Annotated in this window: 22 protein-coding genes; 10 read left to right on the forward strand and 12 right to left on the reverse strand. The window is 60.5% G+C overall.

The window, feature by feature from the left end; genetic code table 11:
* Nucleotides 1-92: 92 nt before the first annotated feature.
* Entirely contained in the window at nucleotides 93-701 is a 609-nt protein-coding gene (locus tag ACR0NB_RS01920; protein WP_170358483.1) for a carboxymuconolactone decarboxylase family protein, read from the forward strand.
* 45 nt (nucleotides 702-746) lie between these two features.
* Here the strand turns inward: ACR0NB_RS01920 and ACR0NB_RS01925 are convergent, their stop codons facing one another.
* The gene (locus ACR0NB_RS01925) at nucleotides 747-1,625 is read right to left on the reverse strand and encodes an alpha/beta fold hydrolase (RefSeq protein WP_170338247.1); all 879 of its coding nucleotides are present in this window, start codon (nucleotides 1,623-1,625) and stop codon (nucleotides 747-749) included.
* Nucleotides 1,626-1,807: 182 nt separating this feature from the next.
* On the opposite strand from ACR0NB_RS01925, the gene ppk2 reads away from it, so the two are divergent.
* Together ppk2 and ACR0NB_RS01935 are read left to right on the forward strand one after the other, a co-directional pair.
* Nucleotides 1,808-2,689 (forward strand): polyphosphate kinase 2, encoded by an 882-nt coding sequence (gene ppk2, locus ACR0NB_RS01930; RefSeq protein WP_480775616.1) that lies wholly within the window; start codon nucleotides 1,808-1,810, stop codon nucleotides 2,687-2,689.
* Between the two features lie 101 nt (nucleotides 2,690-2,790).
* Nucleotides 2,791-4,143: an MATE family efflux transporter gene (locus tag ACR0NB_RS01935; RefSeq protein WP_170358487.1), complete on the forward strand. Its 1,353-nt coding sequence runs from the start codon at nucleotides 2,791-2,793 to the stop codon at nucleotides 4,141-4,143.
* Nucleotides 4,144-4,158: 15 nt separating this feature from the next.
* Here ACR0NB_RS01935 and ACR0NB_RS01940 read toward each other — a convergent pair whose 3' ends face one another.
* Together ACR0NB_RS01940 and ACR0NB_RS01945 are read right to left on the reverse strand one after the other, a co-directional pair.
* Nucleotides 4,159-4,560 (reverse strand): hypothetical protein, encoded by a 402-nt coding sequence (locus ACR0NB_RS01940; RefSeq protein ID WP_170370763.1) that lies wholly within the window; start codon nucleotides 4,558-4,560, stop codon nucleotides 4,159-4,161.
* A gap of 14 nt (nucleotides 4,561-4,574) precedes the next feature.
* Nucleotides 4,575-5,777 carry a pyridoxal phosphate-dependent aminotransferase gene (locus tag ACR0NB_RS01945; protein ID WP_480774800.1) on the reverse strand — a complete coding sequence of 401 codons (1,203 nt, stop codon included), beginning with the start codon at nucleotides 5,775-5,777 and terminating at the stop codon, nucleotides 4,575-4,577.
* A gap of 92 nt (nucleotides 5,778-5,869) precedes the next feature.
* Between ACR0NB_RS01945 and ACR0NB_RS01950 the strand changes: the two genes are divergently transcribed.
* The 3 genes from ACR0NB_RS01950 (at nucleotide 5,870) to ACR0NB_RS01960 (ending at nucleotide 7,083) form a co-directional block, all read left to right on the forward strand.
* Nucleotides 5,870-6,262, forward strand: a complete 393-nt coding sequence (locus ACR0NB_RS01950; protein ID WP_170337797.1) for a helix-turn-helix domain-containing protein — start codon at nucleotides 5,870-5,872, stop codon at nucleotides 6,260-6,262.
* Nucleotides 6,259-6,507 carry a succinate dehydrogenase assembly factor 2 gene (locus ACR0NB_RS01955; protein WP_170337799.1) on the forward strand — a complete coding sequence of 83 codons (249 nt, stop codon included), beginning with the start codon at nucleotides 6,259-6,261 and terminating at the stop codon, nucleotides 6,505-6,507. Before ACR0NB_RS01950 ends, ACR0NB_RS01955 begins: the two co-directional genes overlap by 4 nt.
* Before the next feature lie 78 nt (nucleotides 6,508-6,585).
* Complete coding sequence (locus ACR0NB_RS01960; protein ID WP_170363092.1) at nucleotides 6,586-7,083, forward strand: MarR family winged helix-turn-helix transcriptional regulator; 498 nt, start codon at nucleotides 6,586-6,588, stop codon at nucleotides 7,081-7,083.
* Here ACR0NB_RS01960 and ACR0NB_RS01965 read toward each other — a convergent pair.
* From ACR0NB_RS01965 to ACR0NB_RS01975, 3 genes are read right to left on the reverse strand one after another with little or no spacing between them, the layout of a single operon-like run.
* Nucleotides 7,077-7,808 carry a DUF1194 domain-containing protein gene (locus ACR0NB_RS01965; RefSeq protein ID WP_170529067.1) on the reverse strand — a complete coding sequence of 244 codons (732 nt, stop codon included), beginning with the start codon at nucleotides 7,806-7,808 and terminating at the stop codon, nucleotides 7,077-7,079. The two genes, ACR0NB_RS01960 and ACR0NB_RS01965, sit on opposite strands and share 7 nt — an antisense overlap.
* On the reverse strand, nucleotides 7,805-8,506 hold the full coding sequence (locus ACR0NB_RS01970) for a DUF1194 domain-containing protein (RefSeq protein WP_170529065.1): 702 nt from the start codon (nucleotides 8,504-8,506) through the stop codon (nucleotides 7,805-7,807). Before ACR0NB_RS01970 ends, ACR0NB_RS01965 begins: the two co-directional genes overlap by 4 nt.
* Nucleotides 8,503-8,931 carry a VOC family protein gene (locus tag ACR0NB_RS01975; RefSeq protein WP_170529062.1) on the reverse strand — a complete coding sequence of 143 codons (429 nt, stop codon included), beginning with the start codon at nucleotides 8,929-8,931 and terminating at the stop codon, nucleotides 8,503-8,505. The genes ACR0NB_RS01970 and ACR0NB_RS01975 overlap by 4 nt, the downstream gene beginning before the upstream one ends.
* 178 nt (nucleotides 8,932-9,109) lie before the next feature.
* Here ACR0NB_RS01975 and thyX point away from each other — a divergent pair, with 178 nt between their 5' ends.
* Nucleotides 9,110-10,021, forward strand: coding sequence for an FAD-dependent thymidylate synthase (gene thyX, locus ACR0NB_RS01980; RefSeq protein WP_480774801.1), 912 nt, complete (start codon nucleotides 9,110-9,112; stop codon nucleotides 10,019-10,021).
* A 43-nt stretch (nucleotides 10,022-10,064) separates the two neighbouring features.
* Nucleotides 10,065-10,373, forward strand: coding sequence for a hypothetical protein (locus ACR0NB_RS01985; protein ID WP_480774802.1), 309 nt, complete (start codon nucleotides 10,065-10,067; stop codon nucleotides 10,371-10,373).
* An 82-nt stretch (nucleotides 10,374-10,455) separates the two neighbouring features.
* On the opposite strand, the gene ACR0NB_RS01990 is transcribed toward ACR0NB_RS01985, so the two are convergent.
* On the reverse strand, nucleotides 10,456-10,662 hold the full coding sequence (locus ACR0NB_RS01990) for a cold-shock protein (protein ID WP_008758035.1): 207 nt from the start codon (nucleotides 10,660-10,662) through the stop codon (nucleotides 10,456-10,458).
* Nucleotides 10,663-10,875: 213 nt separating this feature from the next.
* On the opposite strand from ACR0NB_RS01990, the gene ACR0NB_RS01995 reads away from it, so the two are divergent.
* The gene (locus tag ACR0NB_RS01995; protein WP_480774803.1) at nucleotides 10,876-11,193 is read left to right on the forward strand and encodes an ArsC/Spx/MgsR family protein; all 318 of its coding nucleotides are present in this window, start codon (nucleotides 10,876-10,878) and stop codon (nucleotides 11,191-11,193) included.
* Nucleotides 11,194-11,235: 42 nt separating this feature from the next.
* Nucleotides 11,236-11,604, forward strand: coding sequence for a hypothetical protein (locus tag ACR0NB_RS02000; RefSeq protein ID WP_480774804.1), 369 nt, complete (start codon nucleotides 11,236-11,238; stop codon nucleotides 11,602-11,604).
* A gap of 1 nt (nucleotide 11,605) precedes the next feature.
* Here the strand turns inward: ACR0NB_RS02000 and ACR0NB_RS02005 are convergent, their stop codons facing one another.
* The 5 genes from ACR0NB_RS02005 to thrS form a co-directional block, all read right to left on the reverse strand.
* Nucleotides 11,606-12,133: a DoxX family membrane protein gene (locus tag ACR0NB_RS02005; RefSeq protein WP_170366513.1), complete on the reverse strand. Its 528-nt coding sequence runs from the start codon at nucleotides 12,131-12,133 to the stop codon at nucleotides 11,606-11,608.
* A complete protein-coding gene (locus ACR0NB_RS02010; protein WP_480774805.1) occupies nucleotides 12,130-12,894 on the reverse strand; it encodes an HvfC/BufC family peptide modification chaperone in 765 nt (254 codons plus the stop codon). Before ACR0NB_RS02010 ends, ACR0NB_RS02005 begins: the two co-directional genes overlap by 4 nt.
* Nucleotides 12,891-13,748: an MNIO family bufferin maturase gene (gene bufB, locus ACR0NB_RS02015; protein ID WP_480774806.1), complete on the reverse strand. Its 858-nt coding sequence runs from the start codon at nucleotides 13,746-13,748 to the stop codon at nucleotides 12,891-12,893. Before bufB ends, ACR0NB_RS02010 begins: the two co-directional genes overlap by 4 nt.
* 73 nt (nucleotides 13,749-13,821) lie before the next feature.
* Nucleotides 13,822-14,124, reverse strand: a complete 303-nt coding sequence (locus ACR0NB_RS02020) for a BufA1 family periplasmic bufferin-type metallophore (RefSeq protein WP_005982123.1) — start codon at nucleotides 14,122-14,124, stop codon at nucleotides 13,822-13,824.
* 222 nt (nucleotides 14,125-14,346) lie between these two features.
* Nucleotides 14,347-16,305 carry a threonine--tRNA ligase gene (gene thrS / locus ACR0NB_RS02025; RefSeq protein WP_093962560.1) on the reverse strand — a complete coding sequence of 653 codons (1,959 nt, stop codon included), beginning with the start codon at nucleotides 16,303-16,305 and terminating at the stop codon, nucleotides 14,347-14,349.
* Nucleotides 16,306-16,332: the final 27 nt, after the last annotated feature.

The raw sequence follows: 16,332 nt of genomic DNA on the forward strand, positions 1-16,332 counted from the left end.
ACGCGAGGTGTTGTATCAATCTTGCGGGCGGTGGCGGGTTGCAAAACGGGTGGTTTTGCCGCTGAGTTGCGGAAATCGTGGAGGAGCAGGTGATGAGCTGGATCAAGACGATACCATTTGACGAGGCACGCGGTCGGTTGAAGACGCTGTATGACCGGGTCACGGGGCCTGGGAACAATGTGGACAACATCATGATGGTGCATTCCCTGCGTCCACATTCGATGGAAGGTCACATGGCGCTCTACAAGAATGTGCTGCACCATTCAGGAAACTCGGTTCCCAAGTGGTTTCTGGAAGTGCTCGGGGTCTGGGTCAGCTCGTTGAATCGCTGCGGCTATTGTGTCGAGCATCATTTCAGCGGGTTGCAGCGACTCTTGGGCGACGAGCAGCGCGGCTTGGCCATCCGCGCGGCGGTCGAGGCGGAAACACCCGAGACGGCGCCGTTGGACCCCGCACAGATGGCGGCGATGGAATATGCCCGAAAACTGACCGAGAACCCGGCTGGCCTGGCGGCGGCGGATATCGACGCGTTGCGATCTGTTGGTTGGGACGATGGTGAGATCCTGGAGATCAATCAGGTCTGCGCCTATTTCTCCTATGCCAACCGGACCGTTCTGGGGCTTGGCTGTTCGACCAAGGGCGACATTCTGGGGTTGTCTCCGAACAATTCGGACAATCCGGATGACTGGGGCCATCGGTGAAAGGCGCTGCCTCTTGCGTCCTTTAGTGCAGGGCGAAGAGTTGGCTCAGTTGTCCTGAACCCAATCGAGAATAGCGTCGGCCACCGCCTGAGGTTTCTGGTGATGCAGCCAATGGTCTGTACCGTCGATCTGCATGCGGGTCAGGTTGGGTGCGAACTCCTCCAGCCCATCGGTGCATTCGGGAAGCAAGGCTTTGTCCCGCGGCCCCCACAGAAGCAAATGCGGGCAGCGGACTCTCAATCTGTCAACGGGCAGTTCCGGAAGGTCCGTGCACGGCGCGCCCGGCTCAGCCACCACAAGGGGTGAGGCCCGGTACCAGTTCAGCATGGCGTCGAGCCGTTCCGGGCGGGCCCATTCGGTGCGATAGTCGCCCATGCGCGCGTCGCTCATCCAGTCCAACCCCATGCCATGCCGAAAGAATTGTTCGAGCTTGGCGAAGTTGTCGGCCGAAAGAAATTCGGCTGCATCGGGCGCGCGCAGGCGGTTGATGTATTGAGAGGCCTCGGATTGTTTGCCTCCTGCCGCAAGTTCGCGCTGGAACGGGACAGGGTGAACACCGTTGGCGATGATCAGGCGGCTGACCAACTTGGGGTGGAACATGGCAATTCCGTAAGCCACCGAGGCGCCCCAATCATGTCCCAGCACAGTGACGGGGTCGCCAACCTGCTCGATCAGCACGGCCATGTCCGACACCAGCTTTGACAGCGCATAGTTCGAAATACCCTCGGGGGCCCAGCTTTGACCATAGCCACGCTGGTCCGGCGCGATGCAGTGAAAGCGGTCCGACAGGTGCGGGGCCAGGTCGGACCACGCGCCGCCATACTCCGGGAAACCGTGCAACATCAAAAGCGTAGGCAGGTTGGGATCGCCCCAGCGGCGGACGAAGAACGGGTGGCCGTTGAGGTCGAAGAATTCGCTGTCCATGCGGGATGCCCCTGACTGAGTTCACACCTGCAGAGTTTTCGGAGCCGTCGCCGAAGTCAACTTGATACGGATCAACGCGGAAAAGATGCAGATCTGCTAGGCGTTTCGGCAGACAGTGACACAGGAGAGAGCATATGGACGCAGTGATCCGAAAAAAGACGACCGCAGCCCCCGTGGCCGTCATGGCCAAACCGAACGCGGACACCGAAGCGCCCACCCGCGAAAAGATCCGGCAAGCCTTTGAAAGCGGGGAGTATCCGTATCGCTCGAAACTGTCGCGGGCGGCTTATGAAAAGCAGAAGGCCCAGTTGCAGGCCGAATTGTTGAAGGTGCAATTGTGGGCGCAAGAGACCGGGCAGAAGTTCGTGCTGCTGTTCGAGGGTCGCGACGCCGCCGGCAAGGGCGGCACCATCAAGCGGTTCATGGAGCATCTGAACCCGCGTCAGGCCCGGGTGGTGGCGCTGAACAAACCGACCTGGGAAGAGAAGGGCCAGTGGTATTACCAGCGCTATATCAAGGAATTGCCCACCGTAGGCGAAATGGTGTTCTATGACCGGTCCTGGTACAACCGGGCCGGGGTCGAGCGGGTGATGGGGTTCTGCACCCCGAACGAATACCTCGAGTTCATGCGCCAGACGCCCGAGTTGGAGCGCATGATGGTTCGGTCGGGAATCCAGTTATACAAGTACTGGTTTTCGGTGACGCGGGATGAGCAGCTGCGCCGCTTCAAGAGCCGCGAGACCGACCCGCTGAAGCAATGGAAATTGTCGCCCATCGACAAAGCCAGTCTGGACAAATGGGACGACTACACCGAGGCGAAAGAGGCGATGTTCTTCTATACCGACACCGCCGACGCGCCCTGGACCATCGTCAAGTCGAACGACAAGAAACGCGCCCGGCTGAACTGCATGCGGCATTTCCTGTCGACGCTGGATTACCCGGACAAGGATCATGACATCGTGGGCCAGCCCGATCCATTGATCGTGGGGCAGGCACATCATGTGGTCCACCGGTCGGATCACATCCTTGGTACGGCGATGCACCCCGAGGCGCGCGTCACCTGATTGGCCCGACGGGCGTCACCGAGGTCTCGAAGTGAAATTTCAGAGATCTCCCCTTGCCCCGGCTCGGGGCCGCGCATATGGCTGGCGGGATGAGAAAGGTCATGACATATCCCGCCCATTTCCGGGCCATTGCTGTGCTGGGGCTGCCGTTGATCGGTGGTCATCTGGCGCAATTCGCCATTGGCCTGACGGATACGATCATGCTGGGCTGGTATGGCGTCGAGGCACTGGCCGCGGTGACGCTGGCCAGCAGCTTTTACTTTGTTCTGTTTCTTTTCGGAGGCGGATTTGGCCTAGCCGTCATGCCGATGGTCGCGACCGCGGCCGCCGAGGAGGATGAAACCAGCATTCGGCGCAGCACCCGAATGGGTCTGTGGCTGTCGCTGCTGTATGGCATGCTGATCATGCCGCTGCTGTGGTGGTCCTACCCGATTCTGATCGCCACGGATCAGGATCCACAAGTGGCGCAAACCGCGTCCGAGTATCTGCGGGTTGCGGGCTGGGGCCTGTTCCCGGCGCTGGTGGTGATGGTTCTTAAATCCTATCTGGCCGCTCTGGAGCGCACGCAGATCGTGCTGTGGATTACCGTCGCGGCGGCAGTGGTCAATGGACTTACGAATTATGCGCTGATCTTCGGCAACTGGGGCGCGCCGGAACTGGGCGTGATGGGTGCCGCGATTGCGTCGGTGGTCACGCAGACCGTGTCGCTGGTGGCGGTGATCATTTACGCGGTGAAAGTCCTGCCGGAGCATAACCTGTTCCAGCGGTTCTGGCGCCCGGATTGGGAAATGTTGCTGAGCGTCCTGAAGCTGGGTGTGCCCATCGGTCTGACCTTGTTGGCCGAAGTGTCTCTGTTCGCCATGTCCGCCTTCATGATGGGTTGGATCGGACAGGTGCCGCTGGCGGCGCACGGGATTGCGCTGAACCTGGCCTCGGCCACTTTCATGGTGCATCTGGGCCTGTCGAATGCAGCAACGATCCGGGCCGGCAATGCGCTGGGGCGCAAGGATCGACCGCATCTCGAGAAAGGCGCAATCGCGGTCACGGGCATGTCCCTTGTGGTGTCCGTGCTGACAATCATCCTGTTCCTGACCTGCGCCGAGCCGCTCATCTCGGTATTTGTCGAACCGGACGACCCGCAGCGTCCCCAGATTCTGGCCATCGGGACCGGTCTGCTGGCCATGGCGGCCCTGTTCCAGCTGGTGGACGGCGCGCAGGTAATCGCTCTGGGCCTTCTGCGCGGGTTGCAAGACGCCAAGGTGCCCATGGTTATGGCAGGCCTCAGCTATTGGGTCGTGGGGATCCCCGCATCCTACTACTTTGGTTTCGTGCAAGGCATGGCCGGGATCGGAGTCTGGCTTGGCCTTGTTCTGGGCCTTGCCTGCGCGGCGGTCATGCTGATGGGACGGTTCTGGCTGCGATCCGTCCGCGTGGTTGGTGCGCCCGCCGCATAGCGACAACCGGCAGGCTCAACCCTTGTCCAGCCGGTCGGCCTTCTTGCGCACCAGTACCGTGCGCAAGTCGTGCATCGCCAGCAGCAACCGGTCCGTGATGTCTTCCAACTGGGTATCGGTCGCCTTGGACTGGGCCCATTGCGTGGTCAGGTTCAGGTGATCGATCGTGCGGTGGATGTCGTCGACGTCGCGCCGCGCAAGCAGGGCTTTGCGTTCGTCCATCCAACGGGCGATTTCGGTTTTGTCGGCTTCGGTCAGGGTACCCTGACCATGCGGCTTGACCTCGCCGTTGCGGATGTTGATCACCGCAATCTGGTCCATTTCGATCCGGCGCTGCCGGTTCTCCGTGTCGATCTTGAACACGACCGCGCCGTTCTCGCGAACGCGAAAGTAATATTCGGGCAGTGCTGCGGACATGTTGAACCTCGGTCTTAGCTCAGGGACGCGCAGAACCGCTGGATGCGGGTGCAGGCCTCGGTCAAGGCTTCGTCCGACGTCGCGTAGCTGACGCGGAAATTGGGGCTGAGGCCGAACGCCGCTCCAAACACTACGGCTACGTTGGCTTCCTCCAATAGGGCGGTTGCGAAGGCTTCGTCCGTGTCGATGACCGTGCCTGCCGGTGTGGTCTTGCCGATCAACCCGGCGATGGACGGATAGACGTAGAATGCGCCCTCGGGAGTGGGGCAGGTGATGCCGTCAATCTGGTTCAGCATCCCGACCACAAGATCGCGCCGGCGTTTGAAGGTTTCATTGTTCGGGGCAAGGAAGTCTTGGGTGCCGTTCAGGGCCTCGACCGCGGCCCACTGGCTGATCGAGCACGGATTCGACGTGGATTGCGACTGGATCTTGCGCATGGCCGCGATCAGCTCGACAGGGCCTGCGGCATAGCCGATACGCCAGCCGGTCATGGCATAGGCCTTGGAGACACCGTTGCACGTGAGCGTGCGATCATACAGCCCGGGTTCGACTTCGGCTGGCGTGCAGAACTCGAACCCGTCATAGGCCAGGTGTTCATACATGTCGTCCGACATGATCCAGACATGAGGATGCCGCATCAGAACATCGGTCAGAGCCTTGAGTTCGGCGCGGCTGTACCCGGCGCCGGTCGGGTTCGATGGCGAGTTGAAGATGAACCATTTGGTGTTTGGCGTGATTGCGGCTTCCAACTGGTCTGGGGTCAGCTTGAAGCTGTTTTCCAGTGTGGTCTCAACCACGACAGGCGAACCGCCCGCAAGCAGCACCATGTCCGGATAGCTGACCCAGTAGGGGGCGGGAATGATAACTTCGTCGCCCGGGTTCATCGTCGCCATCAGCGCATTGTAAAGCGTCTGCTTGCCACCTGTTCCGACCGAGATCTGTGCGGGCGTGTAGTCCAGCCCGTGGTCACGTTTCATCTTGGCGCAAGCGGCCTGTTTCAGCTCGGGAATGCCGTCCGGCGCGGTGTATTTTGTTTTGCCGGCGGCGATTGCGGCTACGGCTGCGTCCTTGATGTTCTGCGGCGTGTCGAAATCGGGCTCACCTGCGCTGAGGCCGATGACGTCACGTCCAGCGGCCTTCAACTCGGCGGCTTTGGCCGTCATGGCAATGGTCGGCGAAGGTTTGACGCGCGACAGTGTCGCAGACAGAAAGCTCATGGCGGGCCCCGGTTTGTATGTTGCTCAGGACTGTCATAGGGTGCCGCCGAAACACGATCAAGCGATATGCTTTTGAAGAACTGGAGAGTTTGATGAGCGACGAAACCGACTGGTTCGGACCCGAGGCCGCGACATTCGGAGACCGCGTTGCAGGCGCACGCGAAGCCGCCGGCATGACCCAGACCCAACTGGCCCGTCGGCTGGGTGTCAAGAAGTCCACTGTGGTGGCCTGGGAGAATGACCTGTCAGAACCGCGCGCCAACAAGCTGTCGATGATGGCAGGCATGTTGAACGTGTCGATCATGTGGCTGCTGACCGGTGAAGGCGAGGGGATGGATGCTCCGGACGTCGCGGAAGCCGCGGATATGGAACTGGCACCGCTGGTCGCGGAGTTGCGCGCCATCCGAGGCGAGATGCGCGCCAGTTCCGAGCGCCTTGCGCGGGTCGAGAAAACGCTGCGGCTGAAGCTGGAGAAAGGCGAATGAACGACATCCGGATCAAGCGGCTGAAGATGCGGTCGATGCGGCGCGGCATCAAGGAAATGGACATCATTCTGTCTGCCTATGCCGACCAGCGGCTTGAGCGGATGTCAGCGGCCGAATTGGACCTGTACGAAGCTTTGTTGCACGAAAACGATCAGGACCTCTACCAATGGGTAACCGGGCAGGTCGCCGCCCCTGAACACTACGCGAGCATGATCTTCGATATCTCGCAAGTATTTCAAAAGTAATGGGAAAACAGACTTAACTGATTCTTCGGGATTTCGCGTCAGAGTTTCCTGAACGGCGCGATTGAATCGGAGGATCGGATGAGTTTGGAATTGCAGGTCTCCGCACCCGGAACCAAGGGGTTCATGTCCAGCTATCTCGAGGCGCTGGCATTGGTTGAACGTCTGCATCGGTTGCTTCTGGACGTCATCAAGGACGAGTTCGAGCGGGTCGGCGTTCTGGAAATCAACGCGGTGCAGGCGCTGCTGCTGTTCAACATCGGCGACCACGAGGTGACTGCCGGTGAACTCAAAAGCCGCGGCTATTATCAAGGCAGCAATGTCAGTTACAACCTCAAGAAACTGGTCGAGATGGGGTTCATGCATCACCAGAGATGCGAGATTGACCGACGTTCGGTGCGGGTGCGTCTGACACCTCGGGGGCGGGAAATCCGTGACATCGTGGCCGATCTCTTCTCGCGGCACGCCGAAGGGCTACAGGCCAAAGGTGTCCTTGGCATCGAAGGGATCGAAGAGATTACCAGCGCTTTGCGCCGGGTTGAACGGTATTGGACGGATCAGATCCGGTACATCTACTGACTACCGCCGTTCAATGGCAAAACTTGGGACAGGGTCAGCGAATCCAGCTCTCTGATCAGCTTGCGCGTCATCGCGTCTTCGTAGGCTTCAAATCCCAAAGCGGTTTCGACGAAGGCTCCGGGCCCCAGAATGACCCAAGCGTTGTAATAGGCCGACAACTCTCCGATTTGTACATACCGCTTGTCCCCGGTGCTGGGATCATCGGCTCCGATCACGAGCCCATTGATCGTGATGCCGGTTGCCTGCAGTTGGGCTTTAGCTTCTCTGGGATGGAGGCCGACATTGTGCTTGCCATCTCCTGAGAGGTCCAGCGTCCGCTTCAAGCAGGCGGCTTGGGCATCCAACAAATCAGCCCCGTACTGCATGGCAGACCCCACCGCTGTGCCCTGAGGTGCCGATGACCGACGCGTGGATTGCAGACTTTGCGCAATCCCGGACAAATCGGTCGGGGACCGAATGTCGGTCCAGCCGACCAACAGCCGCTGGAAACCTGCTTCGCTCCATTCGAAAACGGCGATCCGAACGGGGGCTTCGGGATTCGACAGGATCAGCCGTTCCACCTCCGGCCGTTGCAATGCAGCGGCCAAGCCGTCCAATTGAAGTCGGTATTCGTTGCTGTCGACTGAGCCTGAAACATCCAACCCAAGCGCCAGGGCTTGCCGGCATTGAGCAGCGGCCGGGCTGCCCAAGGCCAAACAACACAGAGCCAGCGCACGGGTAATCATTTTGCGTTGCGCCCCAACGCGCCGACCTGAAGGCTGGTCAATTCCCGTTCCAGCTTGCGTCGCATGGCGCGCTCAAAGTCTTCGAACCCTTGCGCGATTTCCAAAAAGGCGTTTGGCCCATGCAAGACGTTGTTCTCAAAAAACGGGATGAGGAACAGCTCCCCTTCGAAATCCGCCGCATTTATGACCAACCCATTCACGGTTATGCGGTCGAAGGGAAAGTGGCGATAGGCGATCTGCGGACCGTAGCCGTCATTGTTCGAGCCGTCCCCGGACAGGTCAATCGTTTGAAACAGGCATTGCGGAGCCTGCTCCATCAGAGAGGCCCCGAAAGCCAGGGCATATCCCATGGCGGTGGCCGAGCCGCTGTCAGATCTTTGGGACTCGCTCACCTGTGTCGCTGCAACAAGCAGATCAGCCTCGGTCTCGATCAAGCGCCAGGGAAGGACGATGTACTGGGCGTCGCGACCGCTCCACTCATAAACCGCCAGGGCTACGGGCAGCGGCGAGGAAAAGAACGCCTTCCGGACTTCCGGTGCGATCAAGGCTGAAGCCAGGCCCTGCCGCTGCAGGGCGTCTTCTTTGGCGTCGACCGAAACGGAGATGTCCAAGGCAAGCGCCAAGGCCAGCCGGCAGTTTTGGGCCTCAGCAGAGCTGGCCAGAACGGCCAGCCCCAATCCTGTCAGCCAGCGGATCACCAGTGGCCGGTGCTTTCCATGCTGGCCCAAGGTTCGGCCGGGGGCAGGGCATCGCCATTCTGCAGCAGTTCAACCGAAATGTTGTCAGGCGAGCGCACGAACGCCATGCGCCCATCGCGCGGAGGGCGGTTGATGACGACACCATTGTCGGCAAGGTGCTGACAGGTCTCGTAAATGTTGTCGACCCCATAGGCCAGGTGGCCGAAATGGCGGCTGTCGCTTGGCAAACCCTCATCGCCATCCCAGTTCCATGTCAGCTCGATCGGCCTGTCCTCCTGACCCGGAGGGGCCATGAAGATCAGCGAAAACCGCCCTTCCTCGCTGTCGTAACGGCGGGTTTCCTGGAGTCCCAGCAGCTTGTAGAAGGCCATGGATTCTTCCAAATCCTTCACGCGCACCATGGTGTGGAGGTATCTCAGCCCCATCTCGGCGATCCTTTCGGTGTTGATGATTGTGTGCAGCTTAGCGCGCTGCAGGGGCGTGTCGAGGGGGCGGTCGCAGAGAAACCGAAAAATGCGCGACGCAGCACACATATGGCGGTTTCAGTGCTGATGTTGCCGATATATAGTGGTCGGCGACTCATTTCAAAAACGAGGTATGTCCATGCCGCTGTCCGCCGAACAACTGGCCGAGATCGAAGAACAACGCGCACAAACGCAGTCGACCCGCCGTGTTGTGGCTCCGGGTATGGAACAGCACCTCTACACTGCGCATCCTGTTCTGGACCACGGGTTCGTGCGGGTCATCGACTATATGGGCGATGATGCTGCGATCTGCCAAGCGGCCCGCGTGTCCTACGGCAAAGGTACGAAGTCCGTACAGAATGACGAGGGGTTGATCCGCTACCTGATGCGCCACTGGCATTCGACCCCGTTCGAGATGTGCGAAGTGAAACTGCACGTGAAACTGCCGGTCTTCGTGGCTCGTCAGTGGATCCGCCACCGCACGGCGAACGTGAACGAATACTCGGCCCGTTATTCGATCCTTGACCGGGAATTCTACATTCCCGCGCCGGATCAATTGGCTGCGCAATCAGCGATCAACAATCAGGGGCGGGGCGAGGCGCTGCAGGGCGAAGAGGCTGCGCGCGTGCTGGACATTCTCAAGGCCGACAGCGCCCGCTGCTACGACAATTACGAAGCGATGATCGGCCATGATGGCCAGCACGGGCTGGCGCGCGAACTGGCGCGGATGAACCTGCCGGCAAACATCTACACGCAGTGGTATTGGAAGGTGGACCTGCACAATCTGTTCCACTTCCTGCGCCTGCGGGCAGATCCGCATGCGCAATACGAGATCCGCGTCTATGCCGAAACCATGTGCAAGATCGTGGCCGACTGGGTACCATTCGCGTACAAGGCGTTCGAAGACTATCGCCTGGGTGCGGTCAACCTGTCGGCGCAGATGGTCGAAGCGCTGCGTCGGATGCTTAAGGGCGAGCAGGTGACGCAGGAAAACTCGGGCATGACCGCGCGCGAATGGCGCGAGTTCGAAGCGGTAATCCGCGAAAGTTGATCGCCACCTGTTCGGATTGTCATGATCCTGTTACACTTTGAGCATGACGTTCAGCTTTAAGTTTAAAACTGCGGCGATCGCTTTGTTGCTGGGCCAGCAGGCCTACGCAAAGTCACCGATCGCTGAAGTGATCTGTGAGCCCACGGCGCGGATGCATGACAAACTGCGCCACCAATTCGGCGCGCAGCAGACCGCCTCTGGTGTTCGCGGACCCGAGCAGATCATGGAAGTGTGGACCAGCCGTCGCGGCGACTGGACCCTTGTCGTAACCTATGCGACCGGGACGTCCTGCATTGTGGCCATGGGCAACAACTGGACAAGCCGCATCGAGGCCGACCCGACGCGAGGTTAGACTATCTGGGAAGAGGGTGGACAACGGCCTGTCAATTGGCCGTTGACCTTGTTTCGTCGCACCCGCCAGTTGGCGGGCCCTTTTACAATGGCTTCAAATCAGCCGCCATTTGGCGGCCGTCACGTCCGTCCTGCAACTCGTACGAGACTTTCTGATTGTCGGCGAGTCCGGTCAGGCCGGATCGTTCTACGGCCGAGATATGCACAAACACATCCTTACCCCCTTCATCGGGGGCAATAAAACCATAGCCTTTGGTCGTATTGAACCACTTCACGGTGCCGGTTGGCATTTCCCGTGTCTCCTTCTCCTTGCGCGTCACCCAGCAAATCGGCAGGGCATAGTCAAAGCGACCACAAACCCACGCAGTTCCGAACGAACGAGACGGCGTAAATTGTGTGTTTCGCCTTTTTCAACATTGCACGGTGAAGTAAAAAATCAAGGAATACTGGGTTAACCTATTCGTTTTGCCCGAAATTGCTGCAACGACCGGAGTAGATACATCATGCGCCTTTTTGGCCTGAAGACCTGCGATACCTGCCGTAAGGCACTGAAATCACTGCCTGATGCCGAATTCATTGATGTCCGAGGCGCCGGTGTTCCTTCGGAGATGTTGGCCAAAGCGTTTGACCAGTTCGGCGAAGCCTTGCTCAACACCCGCTCGACAACCTGGCGTGGATTGGACGACGATCAACGCTCGCGCCCACCGCTGGAACTGCTGGCGGATCATCCTGCCCTGATGAAGCGTCCGCTGATCGAACGTGACGGGCACTTGTTCCTGGGCTGGACCCCGCAAACCCGCACAGCCCTTGGCATTGCTTGATCGGGTGACTATCTGAGCCGGCGCAACAATCAGGAATACTTCATGCGAAACGCAGCCATGATATTGGGTGTCATTGCCGGTCTGGTCGGAATGATCGTCGGTTTTTTTGGGTACGGGTTTGTCGAGCTTGTGGATCGTTACGGCGAGATCGAGGGTTTGGCAGAGCAGGTGGAAAACCCCCAGCTTATCAAGACAGCATCGCTTCTGGCGCCGTTGCTGGCGATTTCTGGGGGTGCCATGGCGCATGCGCGTGCGCTGCTGGCCGGTGTGTTGTTGCTGATTTCCGCGGCGGGGATGTACTACGCCTTCGGCTTTGGCGTGTTCACCATGTTCCCGATTGCCTTCGCCGGCGTGGCCGGACTGCTTGGGATCGCCGCAGGCAAGCCGGACGAACCCAAGGCGCATTTCTAGATCATTTCAGGCGCAGAACCCGATCGAGCGAGAGCGGGCCCGCGCCGTTGATCACGATCACAACGAAGAGGAAGGTCCACATGACCCGCTGATCCATCAGGGTGATGGTGTTGTCGAACAGACCGCCCAGTTTGACCCCGTGCCCGGTGACATCGGTGAAGGTCTGGACCCAGACGAACCCGATCATGCCCAGGGCGGCAAGGCGGGTCAGCAGCCCCACCAGAAGCAATGCAGGCAGGATGAATTCGGCCCAGGTTCCGGCGACGGCAACGGGCCAGGTAAAGAACCCTAGCTGCGAGCTGTCGTAGCCGACGGCCTCCATGGCCTTGGGGAAGATCTGGACATAGGCCCCATCCGAGGGGAAGAGAAACCCGAAAAACCCGCTGCCCAGCTTGGTCATGGCCGAGTTCCAGTAATAGACCAGAAGAACCGCTATGAAAGTCAGCCGCGCCACGGTCGGTGTCAGCCAGTTCGAGGTGTGGTCCAGCTTTCCAAGTGCGGAATTGTGCATAGAGATCAGGGCAGTCATGTTTCCGGCCTTTCGATAGTCACTGAAGTAATTGCACTGCCCTGCAACAGCAGTGCCAGGGTGGCACCCAGGTCGAACGCGGGCGTCCGAGTGGTGGTTGCCTCGAAGGCCTGACCAATGGTCTGGCCGGCCTGCATGGCGGTGATCCAGTCAAACCCGCCGGGGGGCAGCAGGTGCGGCGACGGGTCGAATTCGGGGCGCGTGATCATCACGTCCTGGGCACCGGGCTGGGGCTTTGGCGCGCCGTCTTCGGTGTTGAACCGCCAGATGGCATGGATGGGCCAGTCAGACCGGATCAGCTGCATGGCCGGGGCAAAGCCCAACCGGGCCTGCATCAGGTCTTCGGGCGGCAGGGCGGTCAGCGGTTCGGGCGCGATCGGTTGGCTGTCGGCGGCGTGGTAGGACCGGCGCAAGGCCAGTTCCAGCCGTGCCACGTCGGGCAGATAGCCAAGATGCGCCAGCTGTTCGGTGCCGGCTAGGAACTCGGGGAAGTTCTCGCCATAGAACATCATCAGCGGAGAGCTAGGCGGGTGCTGACGCAGATAGATTCCGGCCAGACCATCCATGTTCCGCGGGCCCAGCAGCTTGGCGATGACGGGAAAGGCCTGGTGCATGGCCTCGGTCAGCGACACGGCCACGTTGTTGCGATAGACGCTGAAGCGGCGCCCGGCGGGGCGGGCCTGGTCGTCCAGCAGCCCCTCGGGCACGGGCGCTGCCGGGTCCAGCAGGGCCGTCCGGAATTCTGATTGCGAAACGCTCATGCCGGGATCCGGTCCAGAGCGGATTGCGCGCGTTCGGCCTCGGCGCGCAAGGTGGGCCAGTCGGGCACGTCGTTGTCCCATTCGATCAGCACGGGTTTGGGGCCTGACCGGTCGAGCACATAATCCAGCAACGCCCAGACCGGATCGACGACGGCGCGGCCGTGGCTGTCGATCAGCAGGGGTTGGCCGTGATCGTCCTCGTCCTCGTCATGGCCGCCAAGGTGGATCTCGCCAACGTGGTCCAGAGGGTAGGCGTCAATATAGGCCTGCGGGCTGTAATTCAGATTGGTGGCCGAGACGAACACGTTGTTGACGTCCAGCAGCAGGCCACATCCGGTCCGGCGCGCAACCTCGCGCAAGAAGTCGGGTTCAGACCACGTGCTTTCGGCAAAAGCGAGATAGCTGGAAGGGTTCTCCAGCAGCATCTGCCGGCCCACGGTCTCTTGCACCTGATCGATATGATCGCAGATGCGGGCCAGTGTGGCGTCGGTATAGGGCAGGGGCAGCAGATCGTTCAAGAACTGGCTGTCATGGGTGGACCATGCCAGATGCTCCGAAAAGCTGGCCGGGTTCAGCCAGCCGACAAGATTCTTCAGGCGGGCCAGGTGCTCGGCGTCCAGCGGGCCTTCGCCACCGATGGACAGGCCCACGCCGTGCACCGAGATGGGAAACCGTTCGGACAGGTGACGCAGCTGCGCCAGCGGTCGGCCGCCGTCGCCCATGTAGTTTTCGGCATGGATTTCCAGCCAACCGACGGGGTCGGGCTGGTCAAGGATCTCGGCATAGTGCTGCGGCTTGTAGCCGACCCCGGGCGCGGCGGGCAGCCGTTGCATTCTGCGGGCGTCATCCAACATCGCGTGATCCTTCTCAGCAAGAAACAGGGCGGGCTGTTTGGTTTAGCCCGCCCCTGACATTCCTTCCCGTGCCTTATGCCGGCAGATCGCGTTCCAGCGGCTCGAGCGAGCCTTTGCGGGGCGTTCCATCCGCGGATTTAGGCAGTTCGATGTCGGCGCAGGTGCCCGCATCGACCAACGTCCAGGCGTTGCCTTGGTAGTCCACGGTCGAGGTGCCGGCACATGTGGTGCCCGGTCCGGCGGCGCAGTCGTTCTGGCCTGCCAGCGATACGCCATAGCATTTTTCTTTGGCCTGAGCGGCGGCGGTGGTTGCAGAGCCCGCAACGGCTGCGGCAACGGCGCTTGCGATTACGAGGGTTTTGGCGGTGTTCGACATCTCAGGTAATCCTTTTCGTGATTGCGTATGTCTGCTTGTGACAGTGACAAAGGTAACGGCTGACACTGCTCTGTTGAATTCACGAGCCCGTGTCTCACGGCTGTGTCAGGGAGCGTTAATGCCCCTTGCAGGTTAACACACTGTAATAAATTAGGAAATCCAGAAATGTTTCAATCCGGCCCCGTGCTGGGGGCCGGATTGGCGGCAAGACTGTGCCGATTGTTACAGAAGATCGGGGGGCGTTGCTGCGTGCGCCAGCTCTTTTGTTACAGCGTCAAGCGGCTGGACCTGGGTCTGCTTCTCGCCCAGGCGGCGGACACTGACGGTGCGCTCTTCGACCTCGCGGTGGCCGACGGCCAGGATCACCGGCACCTTGCCGACCGAATGCTCGCGGACCTTGTAGTTGATCTTCTCGTTGCGGATGTCGGCCTCGGCCCGGACACCGGCAGCCTTGAGCGTTTCGACCACTTCCAGAACATAGTCATCGGCCTCGGAGGTGATCGAGGCCACGACGACCTGGCGCGGCGCCAGCCAGAAAGGCAGTTTGCCGGCGTGTTCTTCGATCAGGATGCCGATGAACCGTTCGAACGACCCCAGGCAGGCGCGGTGCAGCATCACCGGACGGTGTTTGGCCCCATCGGCGCCGATATAGGTGGCGTCCAGCCGTTCGGGCAGGACGAAATCCACCTGGAAGGTGCCGCACTGCCAGTCACGCCCGATTGCGTCGGTCAGGACGAATTCCAGCTTCGGCCCATAGAAGGCGCCTTCGCCGGGGTTCAGTTCCGGCTCGACCCCTGCAGCGCGGGTGGCGGTCAGCAGGGCTTCTTCGGCCTTGTCCCAGACCTCGTCAGAGCCGGCGCGCTGTTCGGGGCGATCCGAGAATTTGACCTTGAAACTGTCAAAGCCCAGATCTTTGTAGACATCGGTCAGAAACCCGATGAAGCGGGCACATTCGTCGCCGATCTGGTCCTCGGTCGAGAAGATATGCGCGTCGTCCTGGGCAAAACCCCGGACCCGCATGATGCCATGCAGCGCGCCCGAGGGTTCGTAGCGCGCGCAGGATCCGAACTCGGCCATGCGCAGCGGCAGGTCGCGGTAGGATTTCAGGCCCTGCTTGAAGATCTCCACGTGGCACGGACAGTTCATCGGTTTGAGCGCGTTTACTGCCTTTTCGCGGGCGTGTTCCTCGTCAACTTCGACGATGAACATGTTTTCCTGGTACTTGTCCCAGTGGCCCGAGCGTTCCCACAGCTTGCGGTCGACCACCTGAGGGGTGTTGACCTCGACATAGCCGCCGCGGTGCTGGGCACGCCGCATATAGTCCTGAAGCTGGGTGTAGATTGTCCAGCCGTTGGGGTGCCAGAAGATCTGGCCCGGGGCCTCTTCCTGCATATGGAACAGGTCCATTTCGCGGCCCAGCTTGCGGTGGTCGCGCTTGGCGGCCTCTTCCAGCATGTGCAGGTGCGCCTTGAGCTTTTCCTTGCCGGTGAAGGCAACGCCATAGATACGCTGCAGCATCGGGCGGTTGCTGTCGCCACGCCAGTAGGCGCCGGCGATGGACATCAGCTTGAACGCGTCGCCGGGCAGTTGGCCGGTATGCTGTAGGTGCGGGCCGCGGCAGAGATCCTGCCAATGGCCGTGCCAATACATGCGCACCGGCTCGTCACCCGGAATCGCCTCGATCAGCTCGACCTTGTAGGGCTCGTTGTTGGCCTTGTAGAACGCGATGGCACGCTCGCGGTCCCAGATCTCGGTGGTGACGGGATCGCGCTTGTTGATGATCTCTTTCATCTTTTTCTCGATGAGGCCGAGATCTTCGGGCGTGAAGGGCTCTGCGCGGTCAAAGTCGTAATACCAGCCGTTTTCGATGACCGGGCCGATGGTGACCTTGGTGTCGGGCCAGATTTCCTGCACCGCGCGGGCCATCACGTGGGCGAAGTCGTGGCGGATCAACTCGTTGGCCTGGGCCTCGTCCTTCATCGTATGGAGAGCGATTTCGGCATCCTGTTCGATGGGCCACTGCAGGTCCCAATGCTGGCCGTTGACGGTGGCCGAGATGGCCTTTTTCGCCAGCGAGGTGGAGATGTCGGCAGCGACCTCTGCCGGCGTGACGCCTGCCGCGTAGGATCGGGAATTGCCATCGGGGAAGGTAAGAGAGACGGATTTTGAATCCAGGGCCATGGTCTGGCTCTCCTCGTCGGTTTGGCG

The organism is Ruegeria sp. CG3, assembly GCF_056537205.1.

Bases quoted from the DNA above. Each gene is read 5' to 3' on its own strand.
- ACR0NB_RS01960 (WP_170363092.1), top strand. From the start codon at position 6,586: ATGAGTTTGGAATTGCAGGTCTCCGCACCCGGAACCAAGGGGTTCATG.
- ACR0NB_RS02000 (WP_480774804.1), top strand. From the start codon at position 11,236: ATGCGAAACGCAGCCATGATATTGGGTGTCATTGCCGGTCTGGTCGGA.
- ACR0NB_RS01990 (WP_008758035.1), bottom strand. From the start codon at position 10,662: ATGCCAACCGGCACCGTGAAGTGGTTCAATACGACCAAAGGCTATGGT.
- ACR0NB_RS01995 (WP_480774803.1), top strand. From the start codon at position 10,876: ATGCGCCTTTTTGGCCTGAAGACCTGCGATACCTGCCGTAAGGCACTG.
- ACR0NB_RS01975 (WP_170529062.1), bottom strand. From the start codon at position 8,931: ATGGGGCTGAGATACCTCCACACCATGGTGCGCGTGAAGGATTTGGAA.
- thrS (WP_093962560.1), bottom strand. From the start codon at position 16,305: ATGGCCCTGGATTCAAAATCCGTCTCTCTTACCTTCCCCGATGGCAAT.
- ACR0NB_RS02010 (WP_480774805.1), bottom strand. From the start codon at position 12,894: ATGAGCGTTTCGCAATCAGAATTCCGGACGGCCCTGCTGGACCCGGCA.
- ACR0NB_RS02020 (WP_005982123.1), bottom strand. From the start codon at position 14,124: ATGTCGAACACCGCCAAAACCCTCGTAATCGCAAGCGCCGTTGCCGCA.
- ACR0NB_RS01965 (WP_170529067.1), bottom strand. From the start codon at position 7,808: ATGATTACCCGTGCGCTGGCTCTGTGTTGTTTGGCCTTGGGCAGCCCG.
- ACR0NB_RS01920 (WP_170358483.1), top strand. From the start codon at position 93: ATGAGCTGGATCAAGACGATACCATTTGACGAGGCACGCGGTCGGTTG.
- ppk2 (WP_480775616.1), top strand. From the start codon at position 1,808: ATGGCCAAACCGAACGCGGACACCGAAGCGCCCACCCGCGAAAAGATC.
- ACR0NB_RS01940 (WP_170370763.1), bottom strand. From the start codon at position 4,560: ATGTCCGCAGCACTGCCCGAATATTACTTTCGCGTTCGCGAGAACGGC.
- ACR0NB_RS01955 (WP_170337799.1), top strand. From the start codon at position 6,259: ATGAACGACATCCGGATCAAGCGGCTGAAGATGCGGTCGATGCGGCGC.
- ACR0NB_RS01945 (WP_480774800.1), bottom strand. From the start codon at position 5,777: ATGAGCTTTCTGTCTGCGACACTGTCGCGCGTCAAACCTTCGCCGACC.
- ACR0NB_RS01950 (WP_170337797.1), top strand. From the start codon at position 5,870: ATGAGCGACGAAACCGACTGGTTCGGACCCGAGGCCGCGACATTCGGA.
- ACR0NB_RS01935 (WP_170358487.1), top strand. From the start codon at position 2,791: ATGACATATCCCGCCCATTTCCGGGCCATTGCTGTGCTGGGGCTGCCG.
- bufB (WP_480774806.1), bottom strand. From the start codon at position 13,748: ATGTTGGATGACGCCCGCAGAATGCAACGGCTGCCCGCCGCGCCCGGG.
- ACR0NB_RS02005 (WP_170366513.1), bottom strand. From the start codon at position 12,133: ATGACTGCCCTGATCTCTATGCACAATTCCGCACTTGGAAAGCTGGAC.
- ACR0NB_RS01985 (WP_480774802.1), top strand. From the start codon at position 10,065: ATGACGTTCAGCTTTAAGTTTAAAACTGCGGCGATCGCTTTGTTGCTG.
- ACR0NB_RS01925 (WP_170338247.1), bottom strand. From the start codon at position 1,625: ATGGACAGCGAATTCTTCGACCTCAACGGCCACCCGTTCTTCGTCCGC.
- thyX (WP_480774801.1), top strand. From the start codon at position 9,110: ATGCCGCTGTCCGCCGAACAACTGGCCGAGATCGAAGAACAACGCGCA.